Source organism: Streptomyces sp. NBC_00212 (genome assembly GCF_045206365.1).
Taxonomy (GTDB): domain Bacteria; phylum Actinomycetota; class Actinomycetes; order Streptomycetales; family Streptomycetaceae; genus Streptomyces.
In genome coordinates this window covers 4,655,099-4,676,243 of sequence record NZ_CP108115.1, presented here as the reverse complement: position 1 = coordinate 4,676,243, position 21,145 = coordinate 4,655,099, and the positions used below count along the sequence as shown (strand labels likewise).

20 protein-coding genes are annotated in these 21,145 nt (G+C 71.2%); 4 read left to right on the top strand and 16 right to left on the bottom strand.

Going from position 1 to position 21,145, the window contains the following annotated elements:
- Nucleotides 1-68: 68 nt before the first annotated feature.
- The 6 genes from pyrE to OHA17_RS21475 form a co-directional block, all read right to left on the bottom strand.
- On the bottom strand, nucleotides 69-617 hold the full coding sequence (gene pyrE / locus OHA17_RS21500) for an orotate phosphoribosyltransferase (RefSeq protein WP_053726438.1): 549 nt from the start codon (nucleotides 615-617) through the stop codon (nucleotides 69-71).
- A 23-nt stretch (nucleotides 618-640) separates the two neighbouring features.
- Nucleotides 641-1,429 (bottom strand): aldose 1-epimerase, encoded by a 789-nt coding sequence (locus OHA17_RS21495; protein ID WP_406507944.1) that lies wholly within the window; start codon nucleotides 1,427-1,429, stop codon nucleotides 641-643.
- Between the two features lie 117 nt (nucleotides 1,430-1,546).
- Nucleotides 1,547-2,443, bottom strand: coding sequence for an SRPBCC domain-containing protein (locus OHA17_RS21490; RefSeq protein WP_406507943.1), 897 nt, complete (start codon nucleotides 2,441-2,443; stop codon nucleotides 1,547-1,549).
- Nucleotides 2,444-2,561: 118 nt separating this feature from the next.
- Complete coding sequence (locus tag OHA17_RS21485; protein ID WP_406507942.1) at nucleotides 2,562-4,139, bottom strand: polyamine aminopropyltransferase; 1,578 nt, start codon at nucleotides 4,137-4,139, stop codon at nucleotides 2,562-2,564.
- Nucleotides 4,140-4,223: 84 nt separating this feature from the next.
- Entirely contained in the window at nucleotides 4,224-4,748 is a 525-nt protein-coding gene (locus tag OHA17_RS21480; RefSeq protein WP_053726442.1) for a DUF2617 family protein, read from the bottom strand.
- A gap of 390 nt (nucleotides 4,749-5,138) precedes the next feature.
- Nucleotides 5,139-5,459 carry a hypothetical protein gene (locus OHA17_RS21475; RefSeq protein ID WP_406507941.1) on the bottom strand — a complete coding sequence of 107 codons (321 nt, stop codon included), beginning with the start codon at nucleotides 5,457-5,459 and terminating at the stop codon, nucleotides 5,139-5,141.
- A 113-nt stretch (nucleotides 5,460-5,572) separates the two neighbouring features.
- On the opposite strand from OHA17_RS21475, the gene OHA17_RS21470 reads away from it, so the two are divergent.
- Nucleotides 5,573-6,787, top strand: coding sequence for a pyridoxal phosphate-dependent aminotransferase (locus OHA17_RS21470; protein WP_406507940.1), 1,215 nt, complete (start codon nucleotides 5,573-5,575; stop codon nucleotides 6,785-6,787).
- A 142-nt stretch (nucleotides 6,788-6,929) separates the two neighbouring features.
- Nucleotides 6,930-8,153: a hypothetical protein gene (locus OHA17_RS21465; RefSeq protein ID WP_406507939.1), complete on the top strand. Its 1,224-nt coding sequence runs from the start codon at nucleotides 6,930-6,932 to the stop codon at nucleotides 8,151-8,153.
- A gap of 13 nt (nucleotides 8,154-8,166) precedes the next feature.
- Here OHA17_RS21465 and OHA17_RS21460 read toward each other — a convergent pair whose 3' ends face one another.
- Both OHA17_RS21460 and clpB read right to left on the bottom strand, forming a co-directional pair.
- Entirely contained in the window at nucleotides 8,167-8,709 is a 543-nt protein-coding gene (locus OHA17_RS21460; protein WP_053726444.1) for a YbjN domain-containing protein, read from the bottom strand.
- A gap of 286 nt (nucleotides 8,710-8,995) precedes the next feature.
- Nucleotides 8,996-11,587: an ATP-dependent chaperone ClpB gene (clpB, locus tag OHA17_RS21455; protein WP_406510777.1), complete on the bottom strand. Its 2,592-nt coding sequence runs from the start codon at nucleotides 11,585-11,587 to the stop codon at nucleotides 8,996-8,998.
- 131 nt (nucleotides 11,588-11,718) lie between these two features.
- Here clpB and OHA17_RS21450 point away from each other — a divergent pair, with 131 nt between their 5' ends.
- On the top strand, nucleotides 11,719-12,132 hold the full coding sequence (locus tag OHA17_RS21450; protein ID WP_406507938.1) for a pyridoxamine 5'-phosphate oxidase family protein: 414 nt from the start codon (nucleotides 11,719-11,721) through the stop codon (nucleotides 12,130-12,132).
- A gap of 112 nt (nucleotides 12,133-12,244) precedes the next feature.
- On the opposite strand, the gene OHA17_RS21445 is transcribed toward OHA17_RS21450, so the two are convergent.
- Nucleotides 12,245-12,577, bottom strand: a complete 333-nt coding sequence (locus OHA17_RS21445; RefSeq protein ID WP_053726447.1) for a (2Fe-2S)-binding protein — start codon at nucleotides 12,575-12,577, stop codon at nucleotides 12,245-12,247.
- 340 nt (nucleotides 12,578-12,917) lie between these two features.
- On the opposite strand from OHA17_RS21445, the gene OHA17_RS21440 reads away from it, so the two are divergent.
- On the top strand, nucleotides 12,918-13,895 hold the full coding sequence (locus OHA17_RS21440) for a helix-turn-helix transcriptional regulator (RefSeq protein WP_398874752.1): 978 nt from the start codon (nucleotides 12,918-12,920) through the stop codon (nucleotides 13,893-13,895).
- 5 nt (nucleotides 13,896-13,900) lie between these two features.
- On the opposite strand, the gene OHA17_RS21435 is transcribed toward OHA17_RS21440, so the two are convergent.
- From OHA17_RS21435 to OHA17_RS21405, 7 genes are all read right to left on the bottom strand, one after another.
- Complete coding sequence (locus tag OHA17_RS21435; RefSeq protein ID WP_406507937.1) at nucleotides 13,901-14,749, bottom strand: helix-turn-helix transcriptional regulator; 849 nt, start codon at nucleotides 14,747-14,749, stop codon at nucleotides 13,901-13,903.
- A gap of 114 nt (nucleotides 14,750-14,863) precedes the next feature.
- Complete coding sequence (locus OHA17_RS21430) at nucleotides 14,864-15,838, bottom strand: LuxR C-terminal-related transcriptional regulator (protein ID WP_406507936.1); 975 nt, start codon at nucleotides 15,836-15,838, stop codon at nucleotides 14,864-14,866.
- A gap of 182 nt (nucleotides 15,839-16,020) precedes the next feature.
- Nucleotides 16,021-16,488 (bottom strand): heat shock protein transcriptional repressor HspR, encoded by a 468-nt coding sequence (locus tag OHA17_RS21425; protein WP_053726450.1) that lies wholly within the window; start codon nucleotides 16,486-16,488, stop codon nucleotides 16,021-16,023.
- Between the two features lies 1 nt (nucleotide 16,489).
- Nucleotides 16,490-17,674: a molecular chaperone DnaJ gene (gene dnaJ, locus OHA17_RS21420; protein ID WP_398874746.1), complete on the bottom strand. Its 1,185-nt coding sequence runs from the start codon at nucleotides 17,672-17,674 to the stop codon at nucleotides 16,490-16,492.
- Nucleotides 17,675-17,719: 45 nt separating this feature from the next.
- Complete coding sequence (gene grpE, locus OHA17_RS21415) at nucleotides 17,720-18,358, bottom strand: nucleotide exchange factor GrpE (protein ID WP_398874744.1); 639 nt, start codon at nucleotides 18,356-18,358, stop codon at nucleotides 17,720-17,722.
- Entirely contained in the window at nucleotides 18,358-20,220 is a 1,863-nt protein-coding gene (gene dnaK, locus OHA17_RS21410; RefSeq protein WP_053726453.1) for a molecular chaperone DnaK, read from the bottom strand. The genes grpE and dnaK overlap by 1 nt, the downstream gene beginning before the upstream one ends.
- Nucleotides 20,221-20,377: 157 nt before the next feature.
- Nucleotides 20,378-21,139 carry an FkbM family methyltransferase gene (locus OHA17_RS21405; RefSeq protein ID WP_406507935.1) on the bottom strand — a complete coding sequence of 254 codons (762 nt, stop codon included), beginning with the start codon at nucleotides 21,137-21,139 and terminating at the stop codon, nucleotides 20,378-20,380.
- Between the last annotated feature and the right edge of the window lie 6 nt (nucleotides 21,140-21,145).

The following is a 21,145-nucleotide window of genomic DNA, read 5'->3' as shown; positions in this document are numbered from 1 at the left end:
CGCGCCCGTCCCGGGACCTAGGTCACGAGTTTCGCACCCCGTACGAGTCTGGGAACTCGCTACCAGGTTTACGCGAGGCCCAGTTCCGTCGAGGAGAACGCGAAGACGTACGGCACACCCGCGCCCTCGGTGATCTTCTCGGCGGCGCCGGTCGCCCGGTCCACGATCGTCGCGACGGCGACGACCTCGGCGCCGGCCGCGCGGACCGCCTCGACGGCGGTCAGCGGGGAGCCGCCGGTGGTGGACGTGTCCTCGACGACCAGGACCCGGCGGCCCTTGATGTCCGGGCCCTCGACCTGGCGCTGCATGCCGTGCGCCTTGGCGGCCTTGCGGACGACGAACGCGTCAAGGGTGCGGCCCCGGGCGGCGGCCGCGTGCAGCATCGCGCCGGCCACCGGGTCCGCACCCATGGTCAGGCCGCCGACCGCGTCGAAGTCGAACTCGGCCGTCACGTCGAGCATCACCTGGCCGACCAGCGGCGCGGCGACGCCGTCAAGGGTGACCCGGCGCAGGTCGACGTAGTAGTCGGCCTCGATCCCCGAGGAGAGGGTCACCTTGCCGTGCACCACGGCCTTGTCCTTGATCTGCTGGAGCAGGTCTGCGCGTACATCAGTCATACCCATGAGCTTAAGGGCCCTGCTCACAGCCGTCGCCAGGTCCACGTCGTCGACAGTTCCAGCGGGTCGATCGGGGTGACCTGGCGGGGCAGGGTGTTGAGGCCGTTGGGCGGGCCCGACTGCGGCTCCACGCACACGGCCTCGTCCTGCTCGTCGTAGACGACGACCCACTCGGTGGGGCTGGTCACCTTCAGTTCGAGCCGCTCGGGCCAGGTCAGGGTGACGTCGACGCCGTCGGGCATCCCGAAGCAGTCGTCCCAGGGCCCCGGCAGCGGCTCGATGCGCCGACCGGTGGGCAGGTGGTCGTCGCCGCGCTCCTCCTGCCACTCGGCGTCGAAGGCGAGCTCGACGCGGCTGCCGTCGAGCTCCCGCACGAACCAGGGGTGCCAGCCGGCCTGCGCGGGGAAGGAGTTGTCGTACGTCTCGACGCCCATCGTCACCGTCAGCGCGTCCGGCGTCAGCTCGAAGATCTGGGTGACCCTGCCGGTGAACGGCCAGGGCTCGGCCAGCTCGTAGGTGAACACGGCCTCGGTGTCGGAGACCCGCGCGGTCTTCCAGGCGTGGTCGCGGGCGGTGCCGTGGATGGCGTGCGGGGGCGAGTTGAGCGGCAGCTGGTACTTCACGCCGCCGTCGCGGAACTGGCCGTTCTCGACGCGGCCGCACCACGGCACCATCGGGAAGCAGCCGTACTTGTCGCCCTGGCGCAGCACCTCGGTGCCGTCGATCCGCAGGCTGCTGATCCGGCAGCCGTGGCCCGCGTCGACGGTCAATTCCACGGCGCCGACGCCCAATTTGATCTGGTCACTGCTCACGCCGTCGACCCTAGCCGGTGGGCCGGGGATGTGGGGTGAGCGCCTCTTTCCGACCCGGGCGGGGCGGCCCACCGGCGTCGGCTTCCGCCCCCGGGCGGGCCCGGCCGCCCGCTCCTCTCAGCGCCGGCGCCTCAGCGCGCGGCCGACGACCACCGCGGACGCCAGCGCGAGGGCGGCGGCCGGGGCGACCCAGCGCAGCGTGGCCCCGGCGTTGCCGCCCGAGGGCGCGGGCACCGGGGCGTACCGGCCGCGCGGCGGTGCGTGGTCGACCTCCTCGGCGCTGCGGCCGATCATGGTGCGGCGGGCGTGCGCGGCCTCGGCGGGCACCGGCTCGCCGACCTCGATGGCGAACTCCTCGTCGGCGAGCGGGTCCAGGGCCGGCGGCGGCACCTCGGCGTCGAAGACGGAGGCGAGGCTCTCCGAGTCGAGACCGGAAGGGTCCGGGTCGGAAGCGTCCAGGTCGGTGTTGAGGTCCGTGTCGAGTTCGGGGTCGAGGCGGGCCGCCCGGTCCTTGGGCCCGTCGGCCAGATCCGTGTTCAGGTCCGTGTCGGCGACCTCCGCCGCCCCGCCGGCCGCGCGGCCCGGCTCCTCCCGTACCGGCCGCGCCAGCTCCGCCGCGAACCGGTCGAGCAGGCGCAGGGCCGAGGCCTGGGCCGCGTCGGCCGGTACGTCCGTCGCCCGGCCCTCCGCGAGTGCCGTGCCCGCGAAGGCGAGGGTGGTGCCGCCCGGGGCCGGTTCCAGCCGTACGGTCAGGGTGAGCTTGGCCGCGCCCGCGCCGCGGACCTCGACCCCCTCGCCCTCGAAGGCGAACACGTCGCCGTTCTGCTCGGTGATGCGCAGGGCGCCTCGGTAGGTGATGGTGCTCCCGCCGAGGCGGACCTTCAGCCGGCCCGCGATGGGCGGCTCGCCCGCATCCTGCTGGAGCCCCGGCACACAGCGCGCGACCCGGGCGGGATCGCGCAGCGTCTGCCGGAGTGACTGGGCCTCAACCGGAACGAACACCTCATGCTCCATAGCCACCGAGCCTACTCAGCACCGGCCGTCACGTCTGCGCCAACGCGGCACCGATGCCGGACCCGGCCCGCTCGCGGAGTGCGGCCGCCCACCGGGGCGGGGCCGCCGAAGGGCCTCCTCAATCCGCGTATCGCGGATGCACCAGCGTCGACGGCGGGAAGCCGGCCGCGTCCGAGGGTGGTGTCAGCGACTCCGTACCCGCGGGCAGCCGCACGCCCGATGGCGCTCCCCCCGCCGAGAACGCATACGGGGCGGGCCTCGCGGCCAGGACGAAGCCCCAGTCGTGCGGGGACTTCGCCGAGTCCAGGGCGCGGTCGGGGCCCGCGGTGAACCCGGCGTTCCTCCCCGTCGCCCGGTACGCGAACGTCGACAGGCCCGCCGCGCGGACCGTCGAGGCGACCGTCCAGAACGTGCGCGGCCGGCCCTTCACCGGCCCCGCGTGCACCACGAGCCGCCCGCCGGGTGCGAGCACGCGCGAGGCGAGCCCGTAGAACTCCTGCGAGTACAGCTTGGTGCTCGCGGTGATGCCGGGGTCGGGCAGATCGGAGACGATCACGTCGTACGTTCCCGAGCCGTAGCCGTCGCCGCGCAGCCAGCGGAAGGGGTCGGCGATCACCGGACGCAGCCGGGGGTCCTGGTAGGCGTGCGCGTTCAGAGCCGCCAACTCCGGGTCATCGCGGGCCAGTTGGACGAGGCCCGGGTCGAGTTCGACGAGGGTCACCGAGCGCACGCCGGGGCGGCGCAGGACTTCGCGGGCGGCCAGGCCGTCGCCGCCGCCCAGGATCAGGACACGGCCGTGCGGGCCTCCGTCGAGCGCGGGCCCCACCAGGGCCGCGTGATAGCGGGACTCGTCGCGGCCGTTGATGCGAAGGCGCCCGTCGAGGAACAGGTCGAGGGGGGCGCCGCGCCTGCCGGTCAGGACGATCTCCTGGACGCGGGTCTGCACGGCGACCCGCACCTGGCCCCCGTACACGGCGCGGCGCGCGGCCTGTTCGAAGTCGCCGACCATGGCGGTGGTCAGCGCGAGCACGGCCAGGACGACCGCGTTGGCGCCGAGCAGCACCCAGCGGGCACGCGGCGACAGGTCGCGGCCGAAGAGCAGCAGGACGAGAGAGCCGCCCGCGACCGCGTTGACCGCACCGGTGAGCAACGCGCTGGTCAGCTGGCCGAGTTGGGGCAGGAGCAGGAAGGGGAACGCCAGGCCGCCCACGAGCGCGCCCACGTAGTCCGCGGCGAACAGGTCGGCCACCGTGCCGCTCGCGTCGCCCTCGGCTCGCCGCGAGACGCGCTGGATGAGCGTCATCAGGAGCGGGATCTCGGCGCCGATCAGCATGCCGATCGCGAGCGAGAACGCGACCAGGGCGTACCGCGAGCCGCCGAACCAGGCGAACGTCGCGTACAGCGCGATCGCGGAGCAGCCGCCGACCAGGGCGAGCGCGGCCTCGATGAGCCCGAAGCCGACGGCGGCCCGGCAGCGCAGCCGTTTGGCGAGCAGCGAGCCGACACCCATCGCGAAGACCATCACCGAGAGGACCACCGAGGCCTGGGTGACCGAGTCTCCGATCAAGTACGAGGCGAGGGCGACCAGTTCGAGCTCGTACACCAGGCCGCAGGCGGCGCAGATGAACACGACGGCCAGGACGAGGAACCGACCCGACCGCGGCCTCCTCACGGGAGCGGGGAGCGGTTCGATCATGATGCGAACGCTACGTCACACTCCGTTCGCATCCTGTCACCCACACGGGTTCAACTGGAGCCAACCATCGGGGGATCGAGCGCCTCAGAGCCAGGCGGGCACGGGCGCCCGCACGCCGACCCGGGTCCGGGTCACCACCAACTGCCCTTCCTGCGGGTAGGCGTGCCAGGTGCGCCACCACACCTGGCCGTCGCCGCGCTGCGCGAGCATCGCCGTGAACGCGTGCGGCGAGCCGGGAAACGTTCCCGCCAGTCCGTTGGGATGGTCGGCGACGAGCGCGAGGAGTTCCTGCGCGCGCCCCGCGAACGAGCCGCGCGAGAGCGTTTCGACGCGCGCGGCGAACTCGTAGTCCCACTCCCCGAGACGTTTCGCCACGCCGAGCGGCAGCGGCGTACTGCTGCCGGGCATGCAGGCGACGGTCTCCGAGCAGGTTCCGCGCTCCTCGTCGAGGAGCACCTGGTGCGAGGCGCCCAGAAGTCTCAACTGGAGCTTCGCGCCGGTCAGTTCGAGGTCGAGTACGGCGAGGGCGGGCAGCGGCTCGCGGCCCAGCGCCCAGGCGAGGTCGGCGGCACGCGTGTCGGTGTAGGCGGTCTTGAGGGTCGTGAGCATGGGTGGGCTCCGCAAAACACACATGTGGCGGGTGGGTGACCGAGGTCGCCTCGGACCGCAACGAAGGACGGGGACCGATCTCTGATCGCCCGGGGTCCGAGGGCTGCGTCGTTTCTCATCTGCGAGGGAATCATGAAGTGCGCGGCGCTCACAGCTTTTTTACCCAACTTGATGGGGTTTCCATCCCCTCGGGGGCCACTCGGTTCAAACGTTCAACTACAGGCGTGCGAGAGGGCGCCCGGCCGGCCGGAACCGACCGGGCGCACAACGGGCACGACCGGCGGTGGAATCGGCTGCCCCGTGACAGCCGCGACCACGTCCGAGCCGGTCGCCCCGTCGGCCCATGAGCCCGAACTCCGGCCGCATCACGCCGAGTTCAGGCGTCACCTCTCAGCTGGAACCGCAGCCTCCGCCGCCCCCGCAGGACGAGTGGCCGCCGCCGCACGAGGAGTGCCCACCGCCGCAGGAGTGGTGGCTGCCCCCGTGGTGTCCCCCGTGGTGCCCGCTCCCGCCGGATGAACCGCCGTCCCCGCCCCCGTCCCCGGCCCACCAACTGCCGGAGCTGCCGGAGCTGCCGGAGCTGCCGGAGGAGGACGACCACCTCGACCGCTTGCGCGCCGCCATGGCCTTGCGTCGGCGCCGTGCCCCCGGGCCGGCCACGATGATCAGCAGCACCACTGCGACGATCCCCATCTCTATGGCGATGTCCATTCCCCCCACCGTCCTTGTCTCCCGCGGTCCCCCGTTGTCCCGCGTGGAGGGGGGATGCCCGCGGCTGCCGGACGCCAAAGCACACTTGAGCAACTCCAGAGGTTGCCCGCAGGATGGCGGTCATGACCTCCAGCGCACGCCCTCTCCTCAACCGTCGCCTCGCCGAGTTCGGGACGACGATCTTCGCCGAGATGTCCGCCCTCGCCCTGCGGACCGGGTCCATCAACCTCGGCCAGGGCTTCCCCGACACCGACGGCCCCGAGGCCGTACGGGAAGCGGCGGTCCGTGCCCTGCGCGACGGCCGGGGCAACCAGTACCCGCCGGGCCCCGGCGTCCCCGAGCTGCGCACCGCGATCGCCGACCACCAGGAGCACCGGTACGGCCTCACCTTCGACCCGGACCGCGAGGTCCTGGTCACCGCGGGCGCCACGGAGGCCATCGCCGCCTCCCTGCTCGCGCTGCTCGAACCCGGCGACGAGGCCATCGCCCTGGAGCCGTACTACGACTCGTACGCCGCGTGCATCGCGATGGCGGGCGCCACCCGCGTGCCGGTCACCCTGCGCCCGTCCGGGGGCCCGCGCGGCGGAGCCGCACACGGACACTTCGTCCTCGACCTCGACGAGCTGCGCGCGGCCGTCACCCCGCGCACCCGGCTGATCCTCCTCAACACCCCGCACAACCCGACCGGCACGGTCCTGACCCGCGCCGAGCTCACCGCGGTCGCCGAACTCGCCTGCGAGCGCGACCTCCTGGTGATCACCGACGAGGTGTACGAGCACCTCGTCTTCGACGGCGCCGAGCACGTCCCGCTCGCCTCCCTGCCGGGCATGCGCGAGCGCACGGTCACCATCGGCTCGGCGGGCAAGACGTTCTCGTTCACGGGCTGGAAGGTCGGCTGGGTGACGGCGGCCCCCGAGCTGGTGGCAGCCGTCCGCTCCGCCAAGCAGTTCCTGACGTACGTGGCCTCGGGGCCCTTCCAGTACGCGGTGGCCGAGGCGCTGCGGCTGCCGGACTCCTACTTCGACGGGTTCCGCGCGGAGCACCAGGCCAAGCGGGACCTGCTGAGCGAGGGGCTCGCGGCGGCCGGGTTCGAGGTGTTCCGCCCGGCCGGCACGTACTTCGTGACCACCGACATCCGCCCGCTGGGCGAGAGCGACGGCTTCGCGTTCTGCCGCGCGCTGCCCGAGCGCGTCGGCGTCGTGGCGATCCCCAACGCGGTCTTCTACGACCACCGCGAAGAGGGCGCCCCCTTCGTCCGGTTCGCCTTCTGCAAGCGGACGGCCGTACTCGAAGAGGCGGTCACCCGGCTCAAGGCCCTGGCGGGCTAGGGGGTCGCTGCGACCCGCGTGCGCACCGCCGGGTGGGCGGAGTTCTACCCGGTCGGGGGCGCACCGGTCGCGGGAAGCCGGATCCGCGCTGATGGTCGGTCTGAGAGCCGGTGTCCAAACCCCGCCCGGGTCCGGGCGGGGTTTGGACACCGGCTCTGAACGACCAACGCGCGACCGGAGGTGTCCCCTGTCCGCCGAGATCACCGTTCCCGCCCGCGGCCGCCGGGCGGGGAGCATCACGAGCGCCCTGCCCTGGACCGGCGCGCTGCGCCGGGCGGCCCCCGCGCTCGGCCTGTTCGCGGCCGCGCGGCTGACCGGGCTCCTGATGGTCGCGGTCGCGGCCTGGCACCGGGGGTTCTCGCCGCGCGTGCGGCTCGCGACCTCCTGGGACGCCGACTGGTACGCCCGGATCGCGGCCCACGGCTACGGCCGCACGCTGTCCTGGCCGGACGGCTCGGTCCAGAGCGACCTGGCGTTCTTCCCGCTCTACCCGGGCCTGATCCGCGCGGTGACCACCGTCCTGCCGGTCACCGGCGGCACCGCGGGCCTGATCGTCTCGTGGACGGCGGCGGCGGCCGCGGCCCCCGGGATCTACCTGATCGGGGAGCGCCTCCACGGCCGCCCGGTGGGCACCCTGCTGGTGCTGCTGTGGGGGCTGCTTCCGCACTCCGTCGTCCTGACGATGGCGTACACCGAGCCCGTCATGACGGCGCTCGCGGCCTGGTCGCTGTGGGCGGTCCTGGAGCGGCGCTGGCTGTGGGCGGGCTCGCTCGCGCTGCTCGCCGGGCTCTCCCGGCCGAACGCCGTCGCGGTGACCGCGGCGGTGCTGGCGGCGGCGGGATACGAGATCTGGCGCGGTGGGCGGCGTTCCTGGCGGCCCTGGGCGGGCGCGCTGCTCGCGCCGCTCGGCTGGTGCGGCTACGTCCTGTGGGTCGGGGTGCGCAAGGGCGATCTGCTCGGCGGCTACTTCGCGGTGCAGGCCGGGTGGACGTCCCGGTTCGACTTCGGCGAGGGCTCGCTGGAGTTCGTGAAGAGGCTCGCGACGGCCCCGTACGACCTGGGATTCACGATGGCCGCGCTGCTGACCGCGGCGATGGTGGTCCTTTTCGTCCTTTTCGTGCTTGACCGGCCGCCGGTGCCCCTGCTGATCTACACGGCCGTCCTGGTGGTGATCACGGTCGGCGGGTCGGGGTTCTTCGAGTCGAAGCCGCGCTTCCTGCTGCCCGCGTTCCCGCTGCTCGTCCCGCTCGCGCTCGCACTGACGAAAGCCCGGCCCCGGGCGGCGGTCGCGGTGACCGTCGCCCTGGCCGGGCTCTCGTTCTGCTACGGGGCCTATCTGCTGACGCTGGCCACCATGGCGCTCTGAATCACCCGAAGGGTCACTCGGAGTCGGACTCGCCGGACTCGTCGCCCTCGCCGGACTCGACATCCTTCTCCAGGCCGAGCTGTTCGAGCAGCCACTTGTCGAACTCGATGGAGGCACGGACCCAGCTCACCGTGGAGGACACGAAGTGCTCCAGGGCGACGCCGGTGCCGATCAGCATCTGCGCCTCGCCGATGAGGCGGACGGTGCCGTCGTCGTGCGTGTGCGTGTAGACCTTGGGCCACAGGGTGCGGCGGTTCCAGTCGTCGATCGACTCCAGGATCTGGACCTTGTCGTCGATGCTGTGCGGCCGGTCGTAGAACGTCCGCACCGAGAAGACCTGCTGGTCGTCCTCGCCGCGGAACATGAAGTACGTACGGAAATCCTCCCACGGCGCGGCGAGGTCGCCCTCGTCGTCCACGACGTACTTGAGCTCCATCTGGTCCAGGAGCTGCTTCACCAGGTCCTGGTCGGGGACGACGGGCCCGGACGGCGCACCGCCGGACTGCGGGCCCTGCTGAGCCCCGAAATTCGGAATCGAGGACGGGTCGATGCTCATCGTGAATCTTCCTTCGTACGGTTCCGGTCATCCTCCCCCATGCCGGGGCAGGGCTGGCAACCCCTGCCCCCGGGTATCCGCTGCGGGCTGACCGAATCGGGCCCGAGTGGCGTGGATCGGCCTAGAGCCTGTGTCCAACCCCCGTCCGGATCAGGCCGCGGTGTCTGGTGCGTGCGATCGCAAGGCGGCTGGAAGTCCTAGTAGCGGAGCTACTCGGGCTTTCGGCCAACGCGGCGAGCGTGCGTGCCAGGCGCCGCGGACCCGGGCGGGGGTTGGACACAGGCTCTTACTTCGCGGCCCCCACGATCAGCCCCTCCCCGAATCGGTCCACCCGAACCGTGTCACCGTCGGTCACTTCGCCCGCCAGGATCTCCTTCGCGAGCCGGTCACCGATGGCGGTCTGGATCAGGCGGCGCAGCGGGCGCGCTCCGTACGCCGGGTCGTTGCCCTCGTCGGCGAGCCACTGAAGGGCCTCGGGGGTGACGTCCAGGGTGAGGCGGCGGTCCGCCAGGCGCTTGGCCAGGCGGTCGATCTGGAGCCCGGCGATGTGGGACAGCTCGTCCTTGGTGAGGGCCGAGAAGACCACCAGGTCGTCGAGCCGGTTGAGGAACTCGGGCTTGAAGGAGGCCCGCACCACTTCCAGCACCTGCTGCTTCTTCTCGTCGGCGCTGGTCAGGGGCTCGACGAGGTACTGGCTGCCCAGGTTGGAGGTGAGGATCAGGATGGTGTTGCGGAAGTCGACCGTGCGGCCCTGGCCGTCGGTGAGGCGCCCGTCGTCGAGGACCTGGAGCAGGATGTCGAAGACCTCGGGGTGCGCCTTCTCCACCTCGTCGAGGAGCACGACGCTGTACGGGCGGCGGCGGACGGCCTCCGTGAGCTGGCCGCCCTCCTCGTAGCCGACGTAGCCGGGAGGCGCGCCGACCAGGCGGGCCACGCTGTGCTTCTCGCTGTACTCCGACATGTCGATGCGGACCATGGCCCGCTCGTCGTCGAAGAGGAAGTCGGCGAGGGCCTTGGCGAGCTCGGTCTTGCCGACACCCGTCGGGCCGAGGAAGAGGAACGAGCCGGTCGGCCGGTCGGGGTCGGCGATGCCGGCCCGGGTGCGGCGCACCGCGTCCGAGACGGCCTGCACCGCTTCGGACTGGCCGATGAGACGCTTGCCCAGCTCGTCCTCCATGCGGAGCAGCTTCTGCGTCTCGCCCTCCAGGAGGCGCCCGGCGGGGATGCCGGTCCAGGCGCCGACCACGTCCGCGATGTCGTCGGGGCCCACCTCTTCCTTCACCATGGTGTCCTTGGACTTCTCCTGCTCGGCCTCGGCCTCGGCAGCCTCCTCCAACTCCCGTTCCAGGCCCGGGATTTCGCCGTACAGGAGCTTGGAGGCGGAGTCGAAGTCGCCGTCGCGCTGGGCGCGTTCGGCCTGGCCGCGCAGGTCGTCGAGCCGCTCCTTCAGCTCACCGACCCGGTTGAGGCCCTGCTTCTCCTTCTCCCAGCGGGCGGTGAGGCCGCGCAGCTCCTCCTCCTTGTCGGCGAGGTCCTTGCGGAGCTTGTCGAGGCGCTGGATGGAACCGGCGTCGGTCTCGTTCTTGAGCGCCAGCTCCTCCATCTTCAACCGGTCGACGGCGCGCTGGAGTTCGTCGATCTCGACCGGGGACGAGTCGATCTCCATACGGAGCCGGGACGCCGCCTCGTCGACGAGGTCGATGGCCTTGTCGGGCAGGAAGCGGGAGGTGATGTACCGGTCGGAGAGGGTGGCGGCCGCGACCAGGGCGCTGTCCGCGATCTGCACCTTGTGGTGCGCCTCGTAACGGCCCTTCAGGCCGCGCAGGATCGCGATGGTGTCCTCGACGGACGGCTCGGCGACCAGGACCTGCTGGAAGCGGCGCTCAAGGGCCGGGTCCTTCTCGATGCGCTCGCGGTACTCGTCGAGCGTGGTCGCGCCGACCATGCGGAGCTCGCCGCGGGCCAGCATGGGCTTGAGCATGTTGCCCGCGTCCATCGCCGAGTCGCCGCCCGCGCCGGCGCCGACCACGGTGTGCAGCTCGTCGATGAACGTGATGATCTGGCCATCACTCTCCTTGATCTCGGAGAGGACGGTCTTGAGGCGTTCCTCGAACTCGCCCCGGTACTTCGCGCCCGCGACCATCGCGCCGAGGTCGAGCGAGACCAGCTTCTTGTTCTTCAGCGACTCCGGCACGTCGCCCTTCACGATGCGCTGGGCGAGCCCTTCGACGACGGCGGTCTTGCCGACGCCGGGCTCACCGATCAGCACCGGGTTGTTCTTGGTACGCCGCGAAAGTACCTGGACGACCCGGCGGATCTCCTGATCCCGGCCGATGACCGGGTCGAGCTTGCCCTCGCGGGCGGCCGCCGTGAAGTCCGTACCGAACTTCTCCAGCGCCTTGTACTGACCCTCCGGGTCGGGTGTGGTCACCCGGCGCCCTCCCCTGCTCGTCTCGAACGCGTCAAGGAGCTTCTTCGCGCTCGCTCCCTGCTGGGAGAGGATCTCACCGGCCGGCCCGCCCTTGGCCGCCAGGCCGATCAGGAGGTGCTCGGTGGACAGGTAGTCGTCGCCCAGCTCCTTGGCGCGCTGGGCCGCGTCCGCGATGACGGCGAGCAGTTCGCGGTTGGGCTGGGGCGGGGCCACGGTGGAGCCGGTCACGCTCGGGAGCGCGCCGAGGAGCCGCTCGGCGCCGGAGCGCACGGCGGCCTGATCCGCGTCCACGGCGGCCAGCAGGTCAGTGATGTTCTCGTTGTCCTGGCCCTCCAGGAGCGCGAGCAGCAGATGCGCGGGGGTCAGATCCGGGTGGCCCCCGGCGACGGCCCGGTCGCTTGCCGCGTTGATCGCGTCCCGGCTCTTGTTGGTCAGCTCGGCATCCACGTGCGTTCGCTCCTCCTCGTCGTACGCCTTGGCAATGACTTCACCACCTATGACCCTTCCAACGTACACAAAGTTGAGCGCATTCCGCTCAAGGTGTTGTGAAGGGAAGGCGCGGGCTAGGTTTCTTGGCCATGGCCACAGACGTACGCAAGCCCGACGACGCCTATCTCAGCTTCTGGCGCGAGCGCCACATCTGCACCTTGACGACGCCGCGGCCGGACGGCTCGCCGCACGTGACGCCGGTGGGAGTGACGTACGACCCGGAGGCAGGGCTCGCGCGGATCATCTGCAACAAGAACAGCCGGAAGGTCGCCAACGTCCTCGCGGCGCTCGCGGCGGACCCGGCGGGCGCGCGGGTCGCGGTCTGCCAGCTGGCGGGCCGGCGCTGGGCGACGCTGGAGGGGCGCGCGGTCGTGCGCACGGAGCCCGAGCTCATCGCGGACGCGGTGGAGCGCTATACGGAGCGCTACCAGCGGACCCCGGCCCCGAACCCGGACCGGGTGCTGATCGAGATCAGGCTGACCAGGGCGATGGGCAACGCCTGAGACGCCTGCCGCCGGCACCCGGACAGCACAACGGCGCCATCGTGTTCAGGTCCACGATGGCGCCGCTGTGTGGGGGAAGCACCTGCGCGATGTACAACGACGGGGGATCGCGTCAGGCACTGCGGGGGGTGGCGGTGGATGAATCGGGTTGAGCCTCCGACTCGAAAAGCTGGTGGTCACGTTGGTCAAGATTCACGAAGACCATGCCGTACCGGACAACACAGCGAATGGGCTGCGGTGCCCCGCGCGGCCGGCGCAGGCACCGGTAGGCACGGACGTCTTCGTCGTCCTCACGGGCGATCAGGATCGGCTCACCGAGCAGGGTGACCATCAACGAATCGCCACGAAAAGGAACTGCTGTGGCGAGGTCGATGAAGTGCCACCCCGAGCGGTAGGCCGTGGCCATTTCGCGACGGAAGGTGCGGTCGTCGGGCGGGAAGCTCATGCGACGGCACCCTTAGGAGCGGTCTCCCAGGTGACGTCGCCGCCTATCGCCACGACCTTCGGTGCGATCTCCCAGGTGACGTCCAGTGCGGTCGTTGCTCCGGACTTCGCGGGGTGGGTCTCCCAAGTGACGTCCCCAGGCGCCGAGAGAGCGCAGAGAGCAGCCGCCACAACGGCTGTCGTGCTTAGTGCTCGAACCATCCTGCTCATGGCCGATCTCCACCTCTTTTGATCATTACCTCCCCCCGCGGATACGACGATGGCCCACTCCGGCCACTTGCACCAGCGCAGCCAGGCATCATGTTCCTGTAATTCAAAAGGATGAGGGGGGTGCAACTAGGTTGAAACAAGGGCACATAGGACACGATCACGGCCCGGTTGATCTGTGCGAGACAGGAACGGCTCTGTACGCCCTTGCCCTGCGTACAGGCGGGATATCCCGCTCAGAGGCCGACTCCGCCCCGTGCCTGGTCGACCTCACCCTGCTCCGCCCCGATCCCGACGACGCCCAGCTGCTGCGCCCGGTTCCGCCCACGGTGGTGCTCAACCTGCTGACCCAGCCGCTGGAACGCGAGATCCAGGAGCGCAGAAAACTCTCGGTCGCCCTCGCCGACACCTTCGAGCCATTCATGTCGATCGCGACGCCCGCGACCACCGGCACGCACGCGATCACGGTCCTCGAAGGCCTCGAACTGATCAACGCGACCCTCGACCGCGTCATCAACGAATGCACCGAGGAACTGCTCGTCATCCAGCCCGGCAGCGGCCGCCGGCCCGAGAGCTTCGAGGCGGGCCTGCGCCGCATAGAGCCGCTGCTCGCCCGCGGCGTGGAGATGCGCACCCTCTACCAGCACACCGCCCGCCACCACTCCGCCACCATCGGCTACGTGGAACGGATCGCTCCGTACGGTCTGGAGGTGCGCACCCTTGAGGAGATCATCGACCGGCTCATCATCATGGACCGCAAGATCGCCTTCATACCCGCCCGCAGCGACCGCCAAGTCGCCCTGGAACTGCGGCACGAGGGGCTCGTGCAGTACCTGGTGGGCGTCTTCGACCAGTTCTGGCAGTACGCCACCCCGTGGGACGACGAGGTGCCCTACCACCTGGAGACGGCCGGCATCACCGGCGTCCAGCGCTCCATCGCCAAGCTCCTGGTGGAGGGCCACGTGGACGAGGCGATCGCCCGCCGCCTGGGCATGAACGTACGCACCTGCCGCGCGCACATCGCCAAGCTGGCGGCCGCGCTCGGCAGCGGGAGCCGGGCCCAACTCGGCTTCCTCATCGCCCAGTCCGGCATCCTGGACCAGGACGCCTGAAACCGTCACCGCGGGGCGACCGGGTGCGCGGGGCCGCCGAGGCCGGCCCGGGCGATGCGGACGCCGAGCTGTGCGCGGCTGGAGGAGCCGAGCGCCTCGGCGAGGCGGCCGATGTGGTGGCGGCAGGTGCGCACGCTGATGCCGAGCCGCTGCGCGACGACCGCGTCCTGGTGGCCCTCGGCGAGCAGCGCCGCGATGACCCGCTCGCGGTGCGTGACGCCGGCGATGCCGGTCGCCGCCGGTACGGGTTCGGCGAGCGGGACGGCCCGGTTCCACAGGCACTCGAAGACCGTCACCAGGTGGCCGACGAGGGCGGGCTGGCGCAGCTCCAGGGCGCTGGTGCGCTCCGGGTTGGCGGGCAGGAACGCCACCGTGCGGTCGAAGACCATCATCCGGTCGGTGACCTCGTCCAGGGTGCGCACCTCGGCGCCGTCGCCGAGCCGCTCCAAGTAGGCGTTCAGGGCGGGCCCGTAGCGGGCCACGTGCGTGTACAGGGTGCGCATCCGCGCGCCGCGGGCCACGAGCGCCGGGTCCCGCGTCGAGGCGTGCGCCAGGATGCTCGGCGAGCGGATCCCGTCGGGCTGCACGGTCAGCATCTCGGTGGTGCAGGCGGCCGAGGCCGCGGCGATGGCCGCGTCGATCTCGTCGAAGCCGTCGAGCACGCGGACGGCCGCGCAGGGTTCGGGGGTGTGTGTGCCGATCGACGCGTACCGCTCGAAGGCCTCGGCGATCCGGCCCGCCCTGCGCCGCGTGTCGGCGAGGCCGTCGTGGATGCCGCGCACCAGCAGAGCCACGGCAGCGGCGTCCACCTCGCCGCCCCCCGGCCCCGCGTCCCCGTGAGTCGAGCTGCTCATACTGACCACCACGATGCATCCGGAGTCGCCGGGCCACCACCATCATGTTGCTGCACTGCATCAACTGGAGGTGGAATAAAGCTTGACATGTCCAGATCTTGCATGTGCCGCGGCTCACCGAGGGTGCGCGTCCAGGCCCAACTGTGCGATGCGGACGCCGAGTTGGGTGCGGCTGGAGCTGCCGAGGACGTCGGCGAGGCGGCTGATGTGGTGGCGGCAGGTGCGCACGCTGATGCCGAGCCGCTGCGCGATCACCGCGTCCTGGTGGCCCTCGGCGAGCAGCGCCGCGATGACCCGCTCGCGGTGCGTGACGCCCTCGATGTCGGTGGCCGCGGGCACGGCCTCGGTCAGCGGCACCGCGAGCCGCCACAGCCGCTCGAAGACGGTCGCCAGGTACTCGACGAGCGCCGGGTGGCGCAGCTCCAGGGCGCTGCTGTCGTCCGCGGCGGCCGGGATGATCGCCACCGTACGGTCGAACAGGAGGAGCCGGTCGGTGACTTCGTCGAGGGTGCGCACCTCGACCGCGCGGCCCTCCAGCTGGTGCAGGTAGTCGGCGAGACCGGTGCCGTAGCGGGCGACGTGGGTGTACAGGGTGCGCATCCGCACCCCGCGCTCCACCATGTCCAGGGCCCGCGGCAGCGCCTGCGACAGGACGTGCTCGGGGCGGATGCCGCGGGGCTGGATGGTGAGGGCCTCGGTGGTGCAGCCGGCGATCGCGTCGTCGATGGCCGCGTTGATGCGGGGGATGCCGTCCAGGACGCGGATGGCCTCGGTGCCGGCCGGCGCGGGCGCGTCGAGGGCGGCGAACCGCTCGAACGCCGCCGCCACCGCGCCCGTTCGGGCCTGGCTCGCCGCGATGTCCTCGTGGATGCCGCGCAACAGCCGTGCCATCACCGCCTGCGGGGAGGTCGGCAGGAGCCATTCGAGGGCGCCCGGGTCGGGGTGCAGGAGCCCGAGATCGATCAGGCAGGTGGCGTCGCCCGCGGCCTCGCGCGCGAGGCGTCCGGCGCGCAGCGCCTGCGCGTACGCCCGTTCCCCGGCCGCGCACAGCCGGTCCGCGCCATGCGGATGCGCCACCTGCTCAGACATGCCCTCCCCCGCCTCCCTGCGACCGAGCCCGATGACCTTATCCCCATCGGACCCCGCGTTCACGGTGATCGCCGAGTGAGCGCCAGGTGATCGCGGAGTGAGCTCCGGGCGCGAAAGACCCGCCGCCCCCGAAGGGGACAGCGGGCCTTTTCAGACGCGTACGGGGGCCGGAGCCTACCGGGCTACTCCGACGACCTCTTCGGGCGCCAGACGACCAGCGCGCTGGCCTGCTGGACGTCCTGGTACGGGACCAGGTCCCGGCGGTAGGACGCGTGCACCTGGGCCTCGCGCTGCTGCATGGCGACGGCCGCGCCCTCGACCGCGGAGGACAGCTCGGCGACCCGGGCCTGGAGGGCGGCGACCTGGTGCTCCAGCTCGATGATGCGCTTGATGCCCGCCAGGTTGATGCCCTCGTCCTGCGACAACTGCTGCACCGTACGCAGCAGTTCGATGTCACGGGCCGAGTAGCGCCGGCCGCGCCCGGCCGTGCGGTCGGGCGAGACCAGGCCGAGGCGGTCGTACTGCCGCAGGGTCTGCGGGTGGAGGCCCGAGAGCTGGGCCGCCACCGAGATGACGTACACCGGCGTCTCTTCGTTCAACTCGTAAGCCCTAGAGCCAAATTGAGGCTGTCGACGCTGGCGGGGGTCCATCTCATGCTCCCTTCGCGGCCTGGAACAGTTCTGCCCGCGGGTCCTGGCCCGCAGTCGCCTCGCGGTAGGTCTCCAAGGCCTCGCGGGCCTTGTCGTCCAGTTCCTTCGGCACGGTCACCTCGACCGTGACCAGGAGGTCGCCCCGGGTGCCGTCCTTGCGGACCGCGCCCTTGCCGCGGGCCCGCATCGTACGGCCGTTGGGGGTGCCGGCGGGGAGTTTCAGGGTGACCGGCGGGCCGCTGAGGGTGGGCACCTTGACCTCGGCGCCGAGGGCGGCCTCCGTGAAGGTGACCGGCACCGTGACGGTGAGGTTGTCGTCCTTGCGGCCGAACACCGGGTGCGCGTCCACGTGGACGACGACGTACAGGTCGCCCGCGGGGCCGCCCCGCTCGCCCGGCGCGCCCTTGCCGCGAAGGCGGATGCGCTGGTTGTTGCTGACGCCCGCCGGGATGCGGACCTGCATGGTGCGCGAGGAACGCGCCCGGCCGCTGCCCTTGCAGACGTCGCACGGGTTCTCGGCGATCAGGCCGCGGCCCTTGCAGTCCACACACGGGTCGGTCAGCGAGAAGCCGCCGCCCGAGCCGCGCGAGACCTGGCCGGTGCCGACACAGGTCGGGCACACCCGGGGCGTGCCGTTCTTGTCGCCGGTGCCCGAACAGGCCTTGCAGGGGGACTGGCTGGACAGCCGGATCGGGACGGTGGCCCCGTCGACCGCCTCGGTGAAGCTGAGCGTCACCTCGGACTCCAGGTCCTGCCCCCGGCGCGGCTGGGTGCGCGTGCCGGTGCCGGCGCCGCCCCGGTTGAACAGGCCGCCGAACACGTCGCCGAGGCCGCCGCCGAAGCCGCCCGCCCCGGCGCCGCCGCCGGGCTGCTGCCCGCCGAACAGGTCGCCCAGGTCGAAGTTGAAGCTGCCGCCGCCGGCTCCGGGACCGGCCCGGAAGCCGCCGTTGCCGAACAGGGCGCGCGCCTCGTCGTACTCCTTGCGCTTCTTGGGGTCGCCGAGGATGTCGTTGGCCTCGGAGATCTCCTTGAAGCGCTCCTCCGCCTTGGTGTCGCCCTTGTTGGCGTCGGGGTGGTTCTCGCGCGCGAGCTTGCGGTACGCCTTCTTGATCTCGGCATCGGTGGCGTCCTTGGGGACGCCGAGAACCTTGTAGTAGTCCTTCTCGACGAAGTCCTTCGTGTTCATCGACGTCCCTCCTCTCGGACGATCACTTCTTCAATGACCGCTGCGTCAGCCCTTGTCGGGGCCACCGCTCTCCTCGTCGCTCGACTTTTCTTCCTTGGCGGCCGCGCCCGGCTGGGGCTCGGCCACCGCGACCCGCGCGGGGCGGATCGTACGCTCGCCGATCCGGTAGCCCGGCTGCAGGATCGCCACGCAGGTCGTCTCGGTGACGTCCGGCGCGTAGCTGTGCATCAGGGCCTCGTGGACCGTCGGGTCGAAGGGCTCGCCCTCCTTGCCGAACTGCTGCAGGCCCATCTTCGCGGCGACCGTCTCAAGAGACTCGGCCACCGACTTGAAGCCGCCCTGCAGCTCGCCGTGTTCACGGGCCCGGCCGATGTCGTCGAGCGTGGGCAGCAGCTCGGTCAGGAGGCCGGCGACGGCGATCTCCTTGACCGTGACGCGGTCCCGCTCCACGCGACGGCGGTAGTTCTGGTACTCGGCCTGAAGGCGCTGGAGGTCCGTGGTGCGCTCGGCGAGCGCCGTCTGGGCCTGGTCCAGCTGAGCCTGCAGAGCAATCTCCTTGGCCGCGTCCCCGGCCGGGGCCGCCTTCCCCTCCTTGGAGGAGTCGGCGGCCTTCGGCTCGGCGTCTTCCTGAGCGCCGGAGGGGACGTCGGGCTTCTCCTCGAAGCCCGGGGTCTCCTCAGACATCAGGCGGCGCCGCCCTTCGCGTCGTGCGGCTTCTCGTCGTCGACGATCTCGGCGTCGACCACGTCGTCCTCGGCCTTGGGCTGCTGAGCGCCCTCGGCACCGGCGGCGCCGGCAGCGCCCTGCGCGGCCTGGGCGTCGGCGTACATGGCCTGGCCCAGCTTCTGCGAGACGGCGGCGACCTTCTCCGTGGCGGTGCGGATCTCGGCGGAGTCCTCGCCCTTGAGCTTCTCCTTCAGCTCGGCGACGGCGGCCTCGACCTCGGTCTTGACCTCGCCCGGGACCTTGTCCTCGTTGTCCTTGAGGAACTTCTCGGTCTGGTAGACGAGCTGCTCGCCCTGGTTGCGGCTCTCGGCGGCCTCGCGGCGGCGGTGATCCTCCTCCGCGTACTGCTCGGCCTCCTCACGCATGCGGTTGACCTCGTCCTTCGGCAGCGAGGAGCCGCCGGTGACGGTCATCTTCTGCTCCTTGCCCGTGCCGAGGTCCTTGGCCGTGACGTGCATGATGCCGTTGGCGTCGATGTCGAAGGCGACCTCGATCTGCGGGACACCGCGCGGGGCCGGCGGCAGACCGGTCAGCTCGAACATCCCGAGCTTCTTGTTGTACGCCGCGATCTCGCGCTCGCCCTGGTAGACCTGGATCTGCACGGACGGCTGGTTGTCCTCGGCCGTCGTGAAGATCTCGGACCGCTTGGTCGGGATCGTGGTGTTGCGCTCGATGAGCTTGGTCATGATCCCTCCCTTGGTCTCGATGCCGAGGGACAGCGGGGTGACGTCGAGGAGCAGGACGTCCTTGACCTCGCCCTTGAGGACACCGGCCTGGAGGGCCGCGCCGATGGCGACGACCTCGTCCGGGTTGACGCCCTTGTTGGCCTCGTTGCCGCCGGTCAGCTCCTTGACGAGCTCGGCGACGGCCGGCATGCGGGTGGAACCGCCGACGAGAACGACGTGGTCGATCTCGGACAGGTTGATGCCCGCGTCCTTGATGACGTTGTGGAACGGCGTCTTGCAGCGCTCCAGGAGGTCGCTGGTGAGCTGCTGGAACTGGGCGCGCGTGAGCTTCTCGTCCAGGTGCAGCGGGCCCTCGGCGGACGCCGTGATGTAAGGCAGGTTGATCGAGGTCTCGGTGGACGAGGACAGCTCGATCTTGGCCTTCTCGGCGGCCTCGCGCAGGCGCTGGAGGGCCATCTTGTCCTTGGACAGGTCCACGCCGTGGCCGGAGTGGAACTGCTTCACCAGGTAGTCGACGACGCGCTGGTCCCAGTCGTCACCACCGAGGTGGTTGTCGCCGTTGGTGGCCTTCACCTCGACGACGCCGTCGCCGATCTCCAGGAGGGACACGTCGAAGGTGCCGCCACCGAGGTCGAAGACGAGGATGGTCTGGTCGTCCTTGTCGAGGCCGTAGGCCAGGGCGGCGGCCGTCGGCTCGTTGACGATGCGCAGGACGTTGAGGCCCGCGATCTCGCCGGCTTCCTTGGTCGCCTGGCGCTCGGAGTCGTTGAAGTACGCCGGCACGGTGATGACCGCGTCGGTGACCTTCTCGCCGAGGTAGGCCTCCGCGTCGCGCTTCAGCTTCTGCAGGATGAAGGCGCTCATCTGCTGCGGGTTGAAGCTCTTGCCGTCGAGCTCGATCTTCCAGTCGGTGCCCATGTGGCGCTTGACCGACCGGATGGTCCTGTCGACGTTGGTGACCGCCTGGCGCTTGGCGACCTCGCCGACCAGCACCTCGCCGTTCTTCGCGAAGGCGACGACGGACGGCGTGGTCCTGGCGCCCTCTGCGTTGGTGATGACGGTGGGCTCGCCGCCTTCAAGAACGCTGACGACGGAGTTAGTCGTGCCCAGGTCGATGCCGACCGCACGTGCCATTTCGATTCCTCCTGCTGACTACTTGAGTGGAACTGGCTCAAGGATGCATCATCCGTCCCGGCCGGTCAACAGAGCTGAGTCGAGCAGGCTCAACTTTTATGTGCGGCTTATGCGCGTGCGGGCCTTCGACCGCAGGCCGTCCGTGGCTGGCCGCAGGCTAAACGGCGTGCGCCGCCTGCACAGGCACCCGTTCCGACGGGTCGAGGGCGCCCTCCCTCAGCAGAACCAAGTCGCACCGGAGCATGCGGCCGTCGCGCGGGTCGACGGGGCCCGGCGCAAGGGACATCAGGGTCAGCCCCAGCTGCTCCCGGGTCAGCGCGAGCAGCTCGTCGAAGAGCTTGCCGCCCTCGAAGAGCGGCACCAGCGGCGCCCCGATCCGCACCCCGCAGATCTCGTCCGCGAACTCCCCGACGCCGCCCAGGACTTGGGCCTCGTACCCCTGCACGTCCAGCTGGAGGAAGACCCGCTCGCCGGGGGCGACGAGCTGCTCCCAGAGCCCGTCCAGGCGCCGGGTCTCCACGATGGCCTTGCCCGTGTGCACGGTGCGGGGGTGGCGGGGCAGCATCGGGAGGAGGGAACTGGCGGGGCCCGCGTCGCCGGAGACGTTGAGGATGGCCTGGCCGGTGCGGTCGCCGAGCGCGTACGGCAGCACGGTCCAGGTGTCGTCGAGGGCGGCGCGGCGGCGCAGGTCGGCGCGGGGTTCGCGCAGCGGCTCGAAGGAGACGATGCGGCCGCGGTAACCGGCCGCGCGCAGCATGGCGCCGAAGTCGCCGCGGTGCGCGCCCACGTCGAGGACCAGGTCGATCTCGTACCGGGCGAGCAGGCGGACCAGTTCGGGGCCGCCGGGGCGGTGGCGGACCGAGTCGATGCCGAACCAGCGCATCGCGCGGTGCGTCAGGCGCAGGAAGGTCGTCGTCATGTGCGT

Excerpts from the sequence above, each read along its gene's own strand:
- OHA17_RS21460 (WP_053726444.1), bottom strand. The coding sequence starts at position 8,709 with ATGAGCATCGACCCGTCCTCGATTCCGAATTTCGGGGCTCAGCAGGGC.
- OHA17_RS21490 (WP_406507943.1), bottom strand. The coding sequence starts at position 2,443 with ATGGAGCATGAGGTGTTCGTTCCGGTTGAGGCCCAGTCACTCCGGCAG.
- OHA17_RS21405 (WP_406507935.1), bottom strand. The coding sequence starts at position 21,139 with ATGACGACGACCTTCCTGCGCCTGACGCACCGCGCGATGCGCTGGTTC.
- OHA17_RS21445 (WP_053726447.1), bottom strand. The coding sequence starts at position 12,577 with ATGAGCTTCCCGCCCGACGACCGCACCTTCCGTCGCGAAATGGCCACG.
- OHA17_RS21425 (WP_053726450.1), bottom strand. The coding sequence starts at position 16,488 with ATGGACCCCCGCCAGCGTCGACAGCCTCAATTTGGCTCTAGGGCTTAC.
- pyrE (WP_053726438.1), bottom strand. The coding sequence starts at position 617 with ATGACTGATGTACGCGCAGACCTGCTCCAGCAGATCAAGGACAAGGCC.
- OHA17_RS21450 (WP_406507938.1), top strand. The coding sequence starts at position 11,719 with ATGGCCACAGACGTACGCAAGCCCGACGACGCCTATCTCAGCTTCTGG.
- OHA17_RS21475 (WP_406507941.1), bottom strand. The coding sequence starts at position 5,459 with ATGGACATCGCCATAGAGATGGGGATCGTCGCAGTGGTGCTGCTGATC.
- dnaK (WP_053726453.1), bottom strand. The coding sequence starts at position 20,220 with ATGGCACGTGCGGTCGGCATCGACCTGGGCACGACTAACTCCGTCGTC.
- dnaJ (WP_398874746.1), bottom strand. The coding sequence starts at position 17,674 with ATGAACACGAAGGACTTCGTCGAGAAGGACTACTACAAGGTTCTCGGC.
- OHA17_RS21485 (WP_406507942.1), bottom strand. The coding sequence starts at position 4,139 with ATGATCGAACCGCTCCCCGCTCCCGTGAGGAGGCCGCGGTCGGGTCGG.
- OHA17_RS21430 (WP_406507936.1), bottom strand. The coding sequence starts at position 15,838 with ATGTCTGAGCAGGTGGCGCATCCGCATGGCGCGGACCGGCTGTGCGCG.
- grpE (WP_398874744.1), bottom strand. The coding sequence starts at position 18,358 with ATGTCTGAGGAGACCCCGGGCTTCGAGGAGAAGCCCGACGTCCCCTCC.
- OHA17_RS21480 (WP_053726442.1), bottom strand. The coding sequence starts at position 4,748 with ATGCTCACGACCCTCAAGACCGCCTACACCGACACGCGTGCCGCCGAC.
- OHA17_RS21435 (WP_406507937.1), bottom strand. The coding sequence starts at position 14,749 with ATGAGCAGCTCGACTCACGGGGACGCGGGGCCGGGGGGCGGCGAGGTG.
- OHA17_RS21470 (WP_406507940.1), top strand. The coding sequence starts at position 5,573 with ATGGCGGTCATGACCTCCAGCGCACGCCCTCTCCTCAACCGTCGCCTC.